The organism is bacterium, assembly GCA_039961635.1.
In the GTDB taxonomy this organism is placed as follows: Bacteria; 4484-113; 4484-113; order JAGGVC01; family JAGGVC01; genus JABRWB01.
In genome coordinates, this window is record JABRWB010000064.1 from 1 (window position 1) to 13272 (window position 13272).

The 13272-nt window shown below is 58.7% G+C and carries 9 protein-coding genes; 5 read left to right on the forward strand and 4 right to left on the reverse strand.

Annotation, left to right across the window (positions count from 1 at the left end):
- The first annotated feature begins 20 nt into the window (after positions 1-20).
- From HRF49_10185 to HRF49_10195, 3 genes are all read left to right on the forward strand, one after another.
- Positions 21-1841, forward strand: coding sequence for a PKD domain-containing protein (locus HRF49_10185; GenBank protein ID MEP0815019.1), 1821 nt, complete (start codon positions 21-23; stop codon positions 1839-1841).
- Between the two features lie 79 nt (positions 1842-1920).
- Positions 1921-2283 (forward strand): hypothetical protein, encoded by a 363-nt coding sequence (locus tag HRF49_10190; GenBank protein MEP0815020.1) that lies wholly within the window; start codon positions 1921-1923, stop codon positions 2281-2283.
- Positions 2284-2385: 102 nt separating this feature from the next.
- Positions 2386-2589 (forward strand): hypothetical protein, encoded by a 204-nt coding sequence (locus HRF49_10195; protein MEP0815021.1) that lies wholly within the window; start codon positions 2386-2388, stop codon positions 2587-2589.
- 223 nt (positions 2590-2812) lie between these two features.
- Here the strand turns inward: HRF49_10195 and HRF49_10200 are convergent, their stop codons facing one another.
- Positions 2813-5551 carry a vitamin B12-dependent ribonucleotide reductase gene (locus HRF49_10200; protein MEP0815022.1) on the reverse strand — a complete coding sequence of 913 codons (2739 nt, stop codon included), beginning with the start codon at positions 5549-5551 and terminating at the stop codon, positions 2813-2815.
- 488 nt (positions 5552-6039) lie between these two features.
- Here HRF49_10200 and HRF49_10205 point away from each other — a divergent pair, with 488 nt between their 5' ends.
- On the forward strand, positions 6040-8205 hold the full coding sequence (locus HRF49_10205; protein MEP0815023.1) for a hypothetical protein: 2166 nt from the start codon (positions 6040-6042) through the stop codon (positions 8203-8205).
- A 58-nt stretch (positions 8206-8263) separates the two neighbouring features.
- Here the strand turns inward: HRF49_10205 and HRF49_10210 are convergent, their stop codons facing one another.
- The 3 genes from HRF49_10210 to HRF49_10220 all read right to left on the reverse strand — a co-directional run bounded on the left by HRF49_10210 (position 8264) and on the right by HRF49_10220 (position 11816).
- The gene (locus tag HRF49_10210; GenBank protein MEP0815024.1) at positions 8264-9730 is read right to left on the reverse strand and encodes a WYL domain-containing transcriptional regulator; all 1467 of its coding nucleotides are present in this window, start codon (positions 9728-9730) and stop codon (positions 8264-8266) included.
- A gap of 597 nt (positions 9731-10327) precedes the next feature.
- The gene (locus tag HRF49_10215; protein MEP0815025.1) at positions 10328-10864 is read right to left on the reverse strand and encodes a hypothetical protein; all 537 of its coding nucleotides are present in this window, start codon (positions 10862-10864) and stop codon (positions 10328-10330) included.
- The gene (locus HRF49_10220; GenBank protein ID MEP0815026.1) at positions 10833-11816 is read right to left on the reverse strand and encodes a DUF4349 domain-containing protein; all 984 of its coding nucleotides are present in this window, start codon (positions 11814-11816) and stop codon (positions 10833-10835) included. The genes HRF49_10215 and HRF49_10220 overlap by 32 nt, the downstream gene beginning before the upstream one ends.
- Positions 11817-11949: 133 nt before the next feature.
- Between HRF49_10220 and HRF49_10225 the strand changes: the two genes are divergently transcribed.
- A partial coding sequence (locus tag HRF49_10225) for a DUF401 family protein (protein ID MEP0815027.1) occupies positions 11950-13272 on the forward strand: 1323 nt, incomplete at its 3' end.

A 13272-nucleotide genomic window follows, 5' to 3' on the forward strand; every position in this document is an offset into this window, starting at 1 on the left:
CCGTCTCGCCGATTTCGGGAATGGAAGAACAGCAGGTTACATTCACCGCGTCAGTTACCGGCACGCAGCCGATTGGCTATTCGTGGGACTTCGGGGGGGGGGCGGAGCCTGCAACGTCATCCGATGAATCTCCCGTCGTCGTTCTGGGCGCGGCGGGGGAGTATTCCTGCTGGCTCACAGTAACCAATTCCGCGGGCGAGGCGTCGTTTCCGTTCTCGCTAACCGTCACGCCGTACAACGAGCAGCCCGTTGCGCTTCTGTACATTTCGCCGTCATCCGGCAAAGTTCCGCTTGAAGTATCGCTCGACTCGCGGGGAAGCTACGATCCCGACGGGACGATTGCGAATTTCCAGTTCGACTTGGACGGGGACGGGACGTTCGAGACGGACAACGGCGGATACGGATTCGTCCAGCACACGTACGAAGCCGAGGGATCGCTTATTCTCGCGGTGCGCGTGACGGACAACGAAGGCGCTGCCGCGACCTCGACGAAGCAGATCACGCTTCTGCCGAATACGGGCGATAACCTGCCGCCCGTCGCGGCTCTCACCGCGAGCACGCTTGAAGGGGATGCGCCGCTTTTGGTTTCGTTCGACGCGTCAGCAAGCTTCGATCCGGACGGGACGATTGTCGGCTACGACTGGAACTTCGACGGCGGGCTTTGGGATTTGGAAGGCGTCGGCCCGGTTCAGGAGCACACGTACACCGTGCCGTATCCGACGACGACCGCGACTGTGAAGGTGTGGGACTCGGAAGGCGCGAGCACGGAGAAGAGCGTTCTGTTAAGTGTTAAAGGCTTTCACCTGAGCTTTGTGGCGCAAACATCTGGAATAGAAGCCAAAGATGTGAGCCTGTACGATGTTGGCGGCCTTCCCGCCATCGCATATTACGACCACACCAACTTCGCGCTCAAATATGTCCGGGCGTTGAATGAGCGGGGAACAAGCTGGACAAACTCCTCGATTTTGGATTCAGGCGAGAATATTGCCGGCGACTTGAGCTTGGCGATGATTGGCGGAAATCCGGCAGTCGCATATTACGACGAACCAAACGGGGACTTGAAGTACGCCGCCGCGCAGAACTCGACGGGAACGATTTGGAACGAACCCGTAGTCGTTGATTCGGACCTGGACTCGGGCAGGAAATGCGTGCTGCTGCAATTGGCAAACGGTAATCCGGGCATTTTTTATTACAAAGCTGACGCGTCGTCCGGTTCGTTGATGTTCGTCGCGGCGGAATCGCCGGACGGCAGTTTTTGGGGCACTCCTGTAGTGGTTGACGATCAGGGAAAACCGGGCTACAGCGGGATTGCCGGGGTAATATTGGCCGATGGCATTATATCGGTCGCTTACGTAGACTTCGCATCCAAGGAACTCAGATTTGCAAAATCATTTGATGCCGCGTGCACTGAATGGGTATTAATCGGGCCAATCGCGAATGATTCACGCACAGTCGTAGCGGGGCTTTGGAACGACCGTTTATTTTGCGCATACAGTTCATTTCAGGGGCAGGACCTGTTTTTTCTGTATTCTAACGACGGTTCCGGGGAAAGTTGGATCATGCCGCAAAAATTGGACGACGCCAACGTGAATAAGGGGCCCTGTATAATTGCCAGTGCGGATCGAATTTTGCTTCCCTATCAGCGAGGTCCGATTGGCGGTGAATACAACCCAGTTGGAGTTGTTTATTTTGCATCGCCTTCAGGGCTTCCCCTTCAGTGGAGTGAACTAGTGCAGATCAGCCCTGCATCGGTTCTTGAAATAAAGGCTTCTTTGATTGACAATTCGCCCGCAATCACTTACGGAATGACCGGAGGCATTTACTACTGCAGCTACTACTGACATTGTGTGGATTTTTTCCCAGGCATGCGGTCGAACATGCCATTGTCAGACCAAATCTCAGCAAAAGGAGGTAAGCAAAATGGCGGAAATCTTAAAAGCCACAACCACCGAAGTAGTTCTCAATGAAGACGGCGGCGACATAGACTTCCGGGTTGAAGGCGACACCCATGCGGCCATTATTTTTGCCGATGCCGGCAACGATAAGGTGCTTCTGGGTGCAGACGTCGTCTCAGTATTGGATGCCCGTGTCACTTGCAGGCAAACCAGCACAACCGCGGCAATTCCAGTTCTGGAGCTTAGCCAAAGCGACACGGACCAGCCCTTCATCAAATTCTCGGGCGGTACTTTATACACCGGTAAGGTGCCAGTGGACGAGTACATCCTGGTGGAGTGGGCCGGTCAAGCAAATCCAAGGTACCTTCAACTCAACGAGGATCCGTAGATGTCTTTATGGATTTCGGCGGGCAGCGGCTGTTAAAGCAGCATTGCAGTCTTTTCTCGCTAAGTGAATTGCGATTTGCCTTTTAGAGGAGGTTTCCAATTGATGAGTTATATCCGGCTGGCGGACGACAAACTGGTTTTTGCAAGGAATGCAGGAGATAAAATTGTCGAAGTGGAATACTTCGAACGCGCTTGCACGTTTCGCCTTCCTTACGAGGTGATTGCGGCATTGTCCGAAATTGCCGGTCCCAAACTGACAATTGTGAAAGGCACTCCGTCGAAAAGCAGCGACAAGGAGCAATCTTGAAGCGACTAATAATCGCTTGCAGATTCCTGCAATTAGTCGTTAGAACGAAAGGGCGGGGAAGCATATCTTCCCCGCCCCTGCATTTTAGTGGCTTGTGCTAATTCCAAGTTTTCGCAGAAATACCTCCCCCCTCCCCCCCCTGCGCGCGAAAAAAGGGGCTCCTTTCGGAGCCCCCGGTGGTATGGGGTAAAGGCGGAGGAACGGCGGTCGCCGGAGTGTGTGGCTAGCCGCAGCCCTCGTTGTATAAGCAATTCGAGCAGGTGTGGCAGCTCCCCGTCTGGGTCATGATGCTCCCGCATTCGGGGCAGATCGAGCTTGACGCCTGCGTTTCGTTCACGAATTCCTCTCTGGTCTTGCCGACGAGCGGCAGCCCGGTCTGGACTATCGTGGCCGCGGGTTCGGATACGGGCGCGGGTTCGTGCGTCCCGTTCGGCGGCACCGCGTCGGAAGACTGGAACTTGATCGCGAGCCATCTGAATACGTAGTCCACGATGGACTTCGCGTATTTGATGTCCGGGTTGTTCGTCCAGCCGGACGGCTCGAACCGGTTGTGGCTGAACTTCTGGACGAGCACTTTCAGCGGCACTCCGTACTGGAGCATTATCGAAGTCATCGTTGCGATCGTGTCCATCAGGCCCGAAATCGTCGAGCCTTCCTTCGCCATCGTTATGAAAATTTCGCCGGGGGAGCCGTCCTCGTACATTCCGACGGTGATGTATCCCTCATGGCCGCTGATGCTGAACTTGTGCGTGATGCTGGCGCGCTCGTCGGGCAGGCGGCGGCGCACCGGCTGGGGCGGCCCGGCCATCTTTTTCTTCCCGTCCTCGATCGTCGTCGAGAGCGGCTGGCTGCGCTTGGAGTTCTCGCGGTAAATCGCAATCGCCTTGAGGCCGAGTTTCCACGCCTCGATGTAGACGTTCGCGATATCTTCCGCGGTCGCGTCCTCGGGCATGTTCACCGTCTTCGAGATCGCGCCCGACAGGAACGGCTGGGCCGCGGCCATCATCCGCACGTGGCCCATGTAATGTATCGCCCGCTTGCCTTTGACCGCGCGGAACGCGCAATCGAAAACGGGCAGGTGCTGCTCTTTGATGTGCGGCGCGCCCTCGATCGTGTCGTTCGCGTCGATGTAAGCGACGATGTCTTCGATCTGGCGCGACGGGTAGCCGAGCTTTTGCAATGCGCGGGGCACGGTGTGGTTTACGATCTTCAAGAGACCGCCGCCGACGAGCTTCTTGTACTTGACCAGCGCGATGTCGGGCTCGATGCCAGTCGTGTCGCAGTCCATCATGAACGCTATCGTGCCCGTCGGGGCAAGCACCGTCGCCTGCGCGTTGCGCACGCCATACGTCGCGGCCAGCCTGCAGCTCTCGTCCCACACCGTCTGCGCGGCCGCGAGCAGATAATCCGGCACCTGGTTCGCGTCGATCTGCTGGCTCGCGATCTGGTGCTTCTTTAGAACGCGAAGGAAAGGCTCGCGGTTTTTCTCGAACTCGGAGAACGGCCCGATGCGCGACGCGATCTGCGCGCTAGTCAAATAGGACGCGCCGCCCATAAGCGACGTGATCGCCGCGGCGTACGAGCGGCCTTCCTCGCTGTCGTAAGGCAGCCCCTCCGCCATGAGAAGCGCCCCCAGGTTGGCGTATCCCAGTCCGATCGGCCGGAATTTGTGGCTGTTGGCTTCGATTTTTTCGTTCGGATAGCTCGCGTTGTCCACGATGATTTCCTGCGCGAGGAAAACGATCTTGACGGTATGCATAAAGCCGTCCACGTCGAAGTCGCCGCGCGCGTCGAGGAATTTCATCAAATTAAGGGACGCCAAGTTGCACGCGCTGTCGTCCAGGAACATGTATTCGCTGCACGGATTGGACGCGTTGATCCTGCCCGAATTTATGCACGGGTTCCAGTCGTTCACCGTAGTGTCGAACTGGATTCCGGGATCGCCGCAGAAGTGCGCGGCCTCGGCGGCCTGCTTGAGGAGCGCCCGAGCCTTGTATGTCTGCATCGGTTGGCCAGTGGTGCGGGCACGAGTCTGCCACTCGCGGTCGTCCAACACCGCGCGCATGAACTCGTCCGATACGCGGATGCTGTTGTTTCCGTTCTGGAAGAAGATGCTGGAATACGCTTCGCCGCGGAAGTCGCCGGAGTAGCCGGCGTCGATCAGCGCCCATGCCTTGCGCTCCTCGTTGGCCTTGCAATTGATGAACTCCTCCACGTCCGGATGGTCTATGTCGAGGATGACCATCTTCGCCGCGCGGCGGGTTTTGCCGCCGCTCTTGATCACTCCGGCGAACGCGTCGTATCCGCGCATGAAGCTCACCGGACCGCTTGCCACGCCCCCCCCGTGCAGGCGCTCCATGCTTCCGCGCAGCGGCGAGAGGTTGGTGCCGGTCCCGCTTCCGAATTTGAAAAGCATCCCTTCGGTCTTGGCGAGATTCAGGATGCTTTCCATGGAGTCGGTTACGCTGTTGATGAAACAGGCGCTGCACTGGGGCTTAGGCTCCACGCCCACGTTGAACCACACCGGGCTGTTGAACGCGGCAAATTGCCCCGCAAGGATGTAGGTGAGCTCGTCGCGGAAGATGCGCGCTTCTTCCTCGCTTACGAAGTAGCCGCATGCGCGGCCCCAGTGGTACATCGTGTCCGCGACGCGAGAAACGAGCTGCTTGACCGAGGTCTCGCGGCCGGGCAGGTCCACCGCGCCCGCGAAGTACTTGGAAACCACGACGTTTGTCGCCATCTGGCTCCACGTGGAAGGAACCTCGACATCGTCCTGCTCGAAAATCACCTCGCCCTTCTCGTTGGTGATCTGGGCCTTGCGCCGCGTCCATTCGAACAGGTCGTATGGATCCACCCCGTCCCTGGTGAAGTGGCGCTCTATCGTGAGCTCGCCCGGCTTGGGCGCGGCCTTGAACTCCGCGCCTTCCAAACCCGCAAGCTGATTTGTGCGGTCAATCGACATTCCACTACCTCCTTTGCTTCGCAACGGGGAGCCTGCGGAGGCGGCCCTTAACAGGACTTCCCACAACTTCCAACAATAAACTTACAACTTTCGAACCGGCGCAAAACCGGGCGGTTAATAAATTATCCGCATGGAATTTGTGCCGGTATTTACTACGCTTATATGAGAAACAAGTTACCAACATTCACAAACATTTCAAAGGTACGCTGGCGGCGCAACTTATCAACAAATCCACACGCCGGTTAAGCAAATGTGGACAAAATGTTAGTAACCCTGTTGAAAACTACCCTTCCGCATCCCCACAAAGCGGAAAATCGGACGACTTATAGCACGATTTTCGGCGCTTTGCAATAGCCGCACGCGCCTCCACATGGTCAATTACCCCTCTTATTTGCAATTTATCGGGCTTTTTCCGGAAATGATCGCGGGCGGCGCCTTCGGGGTATAATCCATTCCTGCCCTTGCGGCTTGAAAGGATGGATCGGGCCATGCCTAACCGGCGTATTACCTTTGCTTTCGCGATTTGGACAATCGCGGCGATTTTGCTGTTTTTTCCCCGCGCGGCGGCCGCCGGCGAAGCGGTAGGCTCGGTCCGCGGCAGGATCGTAAATGAGGCGGGAATCGGCTTAACGGGCGTTAGGATTTCAATCCTGATTGACGGAGTCCTGTTCTCCGAAACCGTCACGGACGAGAACGGCGCCTACACCCTCGAAGCGCCCCTCGGCCGGCGCAGCTTTCAATGGCTTCCCGGATACAGCATCTTCGGCGGATTCAAGTCGAAAACCCAGTCCAAAATGGACATTAGAATGACCGAAGCCGATATCGTCGCCGGCGAAACGGCAAAACCGCTGTTCAATGGAGCCGTTCCGGTTTACTTTTCGGATCTGAACCGGTACGCGGTTTACCTTTGCGAAATCGTCGTTCCTTCGGAAGGTAGCTCGTATTGGCGCGATCCGGGCTATTTCAGCGTGGGCGAAGTAAAGGCCTCGCCGTCCACCGCCCGAGAAGGACATGAAATCGTGTTCGAAGTGCCGGTGATGCTGCCGCCGCACCGCGAGATGGTCGAAAGTCTGCGCGTGGTTTTTTCGGGCGGGATGTTCAAAGAAGGCCGCGCGAAAGCGTTCGACGACGGCAAGGCACCCGACCGCGTCAGGGGGGACGGGATTTACACGCTTGTGTACAAGGTTCCCGAAAAAGGGCCATTCGGATTTTTCGTCGTGTCGGCCAGCGTGCTGCTGCCGGAGCTCTCCGCGCGGTTCGAGCCGGGAGCAGCCTGGCCGCTTATGTTCTCCGAGACGGAAACGTCCGAAGCCGGCGGACACTACGAGAAAATCACCCAGGTCTATTCGCTCGGCGGAACCGAAACAGGCCTCGCGGCCGAGTGGTATTACTTCCTCGATCCTGACGACAAGCTGTACTGGCTGGAGCAGTCCTACAAAAACGCGGCCAAAGCGTACACGAAGGAGCGCTGGTACGAGATGTTCGCCCGCGGCACTCTCGACCGAAAATCCGCCGGAGTGTTCATCTGCCGCGGGATGGTGGAGCAAGGCGCGGCGACCTACCTTGCAAGCCTCATCCGGCATTACGAGGCGGGCGAGTTCGAGCTTGCGGAAAAGAAACTCGAGCAGGCAAAGTCCAAAGCTCCCGATTACGAATCCATTCCGCTTTGGGAATCCAAGCTTTGCGAGGCGAAGGGCGACCTTGACGGCGCGATAGCCGCGCTTGAAGACTCCAAGGCGCTGAAGCGAGATGCGTACCTTGGCGTGGTTTTGGCGGAGCTTTACCGCAAGGCCGGGCGCGAGCGTGAAGCGGTGAACGCATACGCCGCCGCATACAACGCGACGAACGATCCGCAGGTTTTGCGCACGCTTGCGCATTACCTGTTCGAGCAGGGGGCTTACTCGTCCGCGCAGCGCGCGTTCGACTCGCTCAAGTACTACGCGATGGCGCTTCCCTACCGGTACGATTTCCTGATGGACGGCGATTACGATTTCGAGGCGCGGTTCCGGAACGCGCCCAGCCGCGGTGAGAAGGCGCTCTTCGCGGATTTCGCCCCCCCCGGTGACGCGTGGCAGGAGGACTTGTTCGAGGAGGCGTTCATCTTCGGCAGCCTCGCCGGATGGAAGGCCGCGGAGGGAAGGGTACGCGAAAAAGACCTGAAGCCCGGCCAATTGAAGAAATACTCGGTGATGCTTAGGCTGTCCGGCGATCTCGACAAGGCCGCGGAAATCGCCGCGATGATTCCGGACGCGGGCGGGATGTTCGAGCAAGGCCTCGTCGCGCTGGAGCAAGCGATGGCGGAGGAAGACGAAAGCGCCAAAGCTCACCTGCTGGCCCGCGCGCAGGAATTGCTGGAAAACGCGGCGAACGACGATTTGGAAAACGCGGATTACTCGTACGCCCTGGCGCTGGCCCGGTATTTATCCGGAGACCGGAGCCGCGCGAAAGCCGAGATCGCGCACACGGTCGAGCTCGATCCCCGGCACCAGGAGGCGCGGTTCCTTGCGGCGAGAATTTACGAGGAATCGGGAGAACTGGAAGAGGCGCTGAAGCACTGGCAGTGGTTCACCGACGAGGAGCCGGAAGGCGTGACCAAGATACTCGCAGGCGAAAAAGTCGCGGAGCTGAAGGCGCTGCTGCACCCGGACGAATAGCAAATTCGCCAGCGGCCGCAGAGCATTAAAAAGTCAAGCCGGTATCAGGCCGGGCGATTTACTCGTCGTTCTCGGTCTCTTCTTCGGGAGCGTTTGCGCGGGGCTCGGGTTCCCCGGCGCGATCCGGCTCGTAACCGCCGCCATAATCGTACTCGAAACCGCCGCGCCCGAAACCTGTTCCCGGCCGGCCGCGGTCGATTTCGTAGCCGCCGCGGGGAGGCTGCTCGTACCCGCCGCCGCGCTCGTACCCGCCCCTTTCGTAGCCGCCGCGCTCGTATCCCGGACGCTCGTAGCCGGGACGTTCGTAGCCGGGACGTTCGTAGCCGCCGCGCGCACCGGGATCGTAACCTCTGGCCGCCGGATCGTATCCACGCGCGGGCACTTCATAGCCGCCGCGTCCTATCTCATAGCCGCCGCGTCCGCGCGGGGGCAGGTACTCGCGCACCCTGCCCGCGGGAGGACGGCCGATTTCGTAGCCGCGCTGCTGGTAGCGCTGGCGGGAGGGCGGCCCGCCCATTTGATCGTAGTAGCCGGGGACATGCGCGTAAAGCTGGGCTAGCCTGTCCACGCTGCGCTTTACCTTGTAAATCAGGTCTATCGGCTCAAGGACGCGCGCATGCTCGCCGAACGAGAGCACCCAGCGGAGCATGTTTTCGTATGACGTGACCAGGAAGGTGACTTCGATGCTGCCGTCCTCGCGTTCGAAAATCTGCTGGGTCGGGTGGACTTTCTTCAACCTTATCCAGTGCGCGGCGAACTTGTCGAACTCGCAGCGGATGCGGATGCTGCGTTCGCTGCCGCGGAAGAGCAGGCTTTCGCGCTTGTGGGTTTCGAGGTCGTAGTCCGGGTGGTACTCAAAGGTCGCGTTGGTAGGCTCGACCGCAAGGATGCGCGATACCAGGAAGTCACGCAGATCCTGCTTTTCGTGGCACCAGCTTATCAAGTACCAGTTGTCCTTGTAGCAAATCAGGTGGTATGGGTCCACCTTCTTGTCGGCGATGTACGCCTTCTGTCCGCTGAAATACTTGAGGACGACGGTGATGCGGTGGCGGATGAAGTCCACAAGGGCGTCGAAAAGGTTCAAGTCCACGGACGGGAATGGCTCGATGTTGAATTGGAGGATGTTGTCGAGAGAGCGCAAATCCACGCTTACCGGATCCTGCAAACCTTCCGCAACCTTTTCAAAGGCGCTCATAATGGGCTTTTCGAGATTGGTACCCTCGTACATCTTGCGCATCTGCTCCATGACGAGGATGCTGACGAGTTCGCCTTCCTTCAGCTTGACGAGCGGAAGGCTGAACGTGGAGCCGTACGTGAAACCCTTGATTTTGTAGTCGTACACCAAGGGCGCGCCCAGCGTGTCCTTCAGATACTCGATGTCGCGGTAAGCGGTGGAAAGGCTGATGTCGAAGTGGTCGGCCATATCCTGCGCGCTCGGGTACTCGCCCGCGAGCACCTGGCCGTGCAACCATCTTACCCGTTCAATCTGGGTTGAGCTATTTTCATCTTTTTTCTTATTTGCCATCACAATTTCTCCTTTGCCCGTAGGCGAATCTTATCCCTGCGGGTGCAAAACCTTCTCGGCAGGACGACAATCAAAACCAGTCCCCCTGGCCGCCGGGATGCTACCACGGCAAATCCGATGATGTAAAGCCCCGGAATGCCAATGCTAGTCATTTTCAAGGAATTCACAAACTTTGAACGTTCATCACCGGGCCTTCCGGCGATCCCAAATTAATAATACCAGAACAAGGACTCTAAACGCTGAAATTTCGCGCGCCGACGCGATTTTCACGGTATTCGATTTTAAGACGAAGCGCGCGGCGATGCTTTATTTTGCCGCATCCGAACTGACTCCGGCCAATATACAGCTCACGCGCATGCGGTTCCCGCTTTAATTCCGGCTCTGAAAATTCCTCAATTCCGGACACTTGACCCAGCGACCCGTGAAATTGGCTTAACAAGCGAAAAGTATTATTTTGTTCGCAAAACACCGCTCTTTCACAAATGCAAACGCTTGAGGCGCCATGAACTCGCGTTTTTGGCGCGCAATTTTTCAGCAAAGTGACTATTGCTCTCAAAAGCGGCAAGGGTTATCAACATGGCCGGTTGACAACGATGGTCAATATTCGAACAAAACATCCGGCGCGTATTCCGCAAGATCGAGCGGCTTTCCCGCCGCCCACCATCCCAGAGGGGCGATCACATATCTGTCCCTGTAGCCGTTTACCGCGTAAACCACCTGGCCGGCGCGTATGGTGCCTTCGAAAGCCTGATCCATCACCGGCGGCGCGTCCGCAACCAGCCCGTAGTAAGGGTTGGGAGGAAACCTGTCCATGTAACCCAGCCTGACCAGCTCGTCCAAATCCGCCGGATAAAGCCCCTCGTTGTCCACCGCGTATCGCTCGACGGCAAGCTGAATCGCATGCGAGCTGGATTTCAGCTCCGCAGTTGCACGGGCAAGCCTGGCGAGCATGATCTCCCTTCCCGTCGCGGCGAAAACAGGCCAGGCGGCGGCAAAGATTACCGCTGCATTGGCGAGCCAGAAGAACTCCGGCTCCTCCCTTCGCGCTCTCGAAAGCCACGCGAATATCCGGTCTGCCGCGGTATTTCCCGCACCGTGCGGTTTAGGCGCGGGCGGTTTTTCTCCTTCTTGCATTTCGGATCACCAGCGCGACGATGAGCGCGCTCACCCAAACCGGAGCGAATGCCGTAAGGAAAAGGACAATGTGCCAAAGTCCCCTTGCGAACACAAGGAACGAATTCCAGTATTTGCCGAAAGCGGTGTTGGTCAGCCACGAAAATTTGGGCTTCTCGAAGACGTCGGGCACCGGGAAAGGAGTGATGGTGATATCTATGGTCGAATAGGAAACCCAGTTTTCAAGCTGCTTCATCCGGCCAAGCACCTGGTTGAGCTCCTCCTCGGTGCGCCTTACTTCCTGCTCGACGGCGAGCAGGTCGGACAGCTTGCCCGTTTTTTCAAGCAATTCTTTGAGCCTGGCGTAGGACAGCTCAAGCGAATCCCTACGCGCCTTCAAATCGAAATACTCCTGGCCGACGTCCTGGCCGCTGATGTCCTTCGTCTCGATGTCGCCGACCGTCGCAAGCTCGTCCAGAAAGTCGAAAAGGTGGCGCGACGGCATTTTGACGGTTATCCCGATTCTCAACGTGCGGTCTTTCCCGGACTGGCTTTCGCTGGAAGTGTAGCCGCCCTTGCGCGCCGCGATTGCTTTTATAGTTTTCGCGGCTTCCGCGGGCTCTTTCGCGGTCAGCGCGACGTTGCCGTTGTAAACCATCATCGCTTGCGTCTCCGCGGCGACCGCCGGCGTGGCCATCCAGTCGAGCGAGGCTTCGACTATTTCCATGGCTGCGGAGTCGCCGGACGCTAGCCGCGACTGTGGGGCTTCCGCCGCCGTGGAGCCGGGCGAGGCGTTGTACCAGCCTCCGCTGTCGTCTCCCCGCACTTCCTTTGCGTTTTCGCCCGAATTGAGCACCAGCGCGGCGTCGTGCGCAGGGCGCGCTTTGGAGCATGAAAAAACCGCGACAAAGGAAACGAGAACCAGGATCGCGGCCGGCGCCGCGTATTGGAATTGCAGCCGAAAATTGCGCATCGCATTCCTCCGGCGGACTGAAAAACCGCCCGCAACGACAAGTATAAACCCGCGACCGGCGTGAACGTTTACCCGGATAGAAAGACTGCCAAAGCCCGCCTTTTGTTCGCGCGCGGTGGTAACATCTCCCCCCGTGCCGGCGGTCGTCCTGATCCTGCTTTCGTTCGCGGTCATCGTAATCCTGATGCGGTTCCGCGTCCCGCTCGCGGCGGGGCTCGCCGCGGGCATCGTCGTCCTCGCCGCGCTCGCGGGAGTCGCGCCCGCGCTCGCATGGAAAACGCTCGGCAAAACCTGCGGCAATCTGGACATGGTCTCGGTCGTCCTCACGATCGTCCTCATTTTGCTGTTCAGCGACGCGTTGCGCCTTGGCGGGCGGCTTGACCGCATCGTCTCCCGGTTCGTGGACATGGGTCCCTCGCCGCGCGCGCGGCTGATCGCGTTCCCCGCGCTCATCGGGCTATTGCCGATGCCCGGCGGCGCGGTGTTCAGCGCGCCTATGGTGGAGGCCGCGGGCCGCGACCTGCCGCACCTGCCGGGCCAGTTCTCGGCGATCAACTACTGGTTCCGCCACATCTGGGAATACTGGTGGCCGCTCTACCCCGGCGTCATCATCGCGATGGGCATCTCCGGGCTTTCGACGGGCGTTTTCATCGCGTCGATGATCCCGTACACGGCGATTTCGGTAATCGCCGGGCTTTTGTTCCTGTTTCCGAAGCCGAAAAAAGCAGCGGGAAATCCGGATTCGGATTCCGCCGAAGGACTCGATTCTCCGCCCGCGCATAATCGCAACGGATTCGCCGCGCGGCCCGCGGGAACCGTCCGCGGCCTCGTGCGCCAGCTCGCGCCGATTACGATCGTGATAATCGGCGGCGTCGGGCTGGAGCTTCTCCGCGAGGGCGTCAAGCGTTTCGGCTTCGAAATAACCGAGCCGATTCCGCGCACCGCGATAATCCTCGCGCTCGTCGTTTCGATTCTGTACACGGTATTAGCGGACAAAATCCGCGCCGGGAATCTCCTGCGCGACTTCGCCAACCGCAAGAACTTCGAGATGGTGCTGATGGTCGTGCTGGTGCTTTATTACAAGGATCTTCTCGAAGCCGCGGGGCTGGTGGGCCGCACCGTCGCGGAGTTCCAGGCGTGGCATGTCCCGCTTTGGGGAGTGGTGATGCTCTTGCCGTTCCTCGTCGGGATGATCACGGGCATCCAGATCGCGGCCGTGGGCGTGAGCTTCCCGGTGCTGATCGGACTTGCGCACGGCGCGGGGCTGCCGCTCGTGAGCGTCGTCGTCCTTGCGTACGGATTCGCGTACGCGGGGATGCTGCTTTCGCCCGTGCACTTCTGCCTGCTTTTGACGAAAGAATATTTCCACGACGGATTCGGGATTATCTATAAATGGATCGCCTGGCCGGTGGCGATAGTCGCGCTCGGGGCCATCGCGCTGGCCGCCGCGTATGGA

Coding starts and splice junctions, on each gene's coding strand:
- HRF49_10185 (MEP0815019.1), top strand. CDS start 21: ATGGAAGAACAGCAGGTTACATTCACCGCGTCAGTTACCGGCACGCAG.
- HRF49_10190 (MEP0815020.1), top strand. CDS start 1,921: ATGGCGGAAATCTTAAAAGCCACAACCACCGAAGTAGTTCTCAATGAA.
- HRF49_10195 (MEP0815021.1), top strand. CDS start 2,386: ATGAGTTATATCCGGCTGGCGGACGACAAACTGGTTTTTGCAAGGAAT.
- HRF49_10200 (MEP0815022.1), bottom strand. CDS start 5,551: ATGTCGATTGACCGCACAAATCAGCTTGCGGGTTTGGAAGGCGCGGAG.
- HRF49_10205 (MEP0815023.1), top strand. CDS start 6,040: ATGCCTAACCGGCGTATTACCTTTGCTTTCGCGATTTGGACAATCGCG.
- HRF49_10210 (MEP0815024.1), bottom strand. CDS start 9,730: ATGGCAAATAAGAAAAAAGATGAAAATAGCTCAACCCAGATTGAACGG.
- HRF49_10215 (MEP0815025.1), bottom strand. CDS start 10,864: ATGCAAGAAGGAGAAAAACCGCCCGCGCCTAAACCGCACGGTGCGGGA.
- HRF49_10220 (MEP0815026.1), bottom strand. CDS start 11,816: ATGCGCAATTTTCGGCTGCAATTCCAATACGCGGCGCCGGCCGCGATC.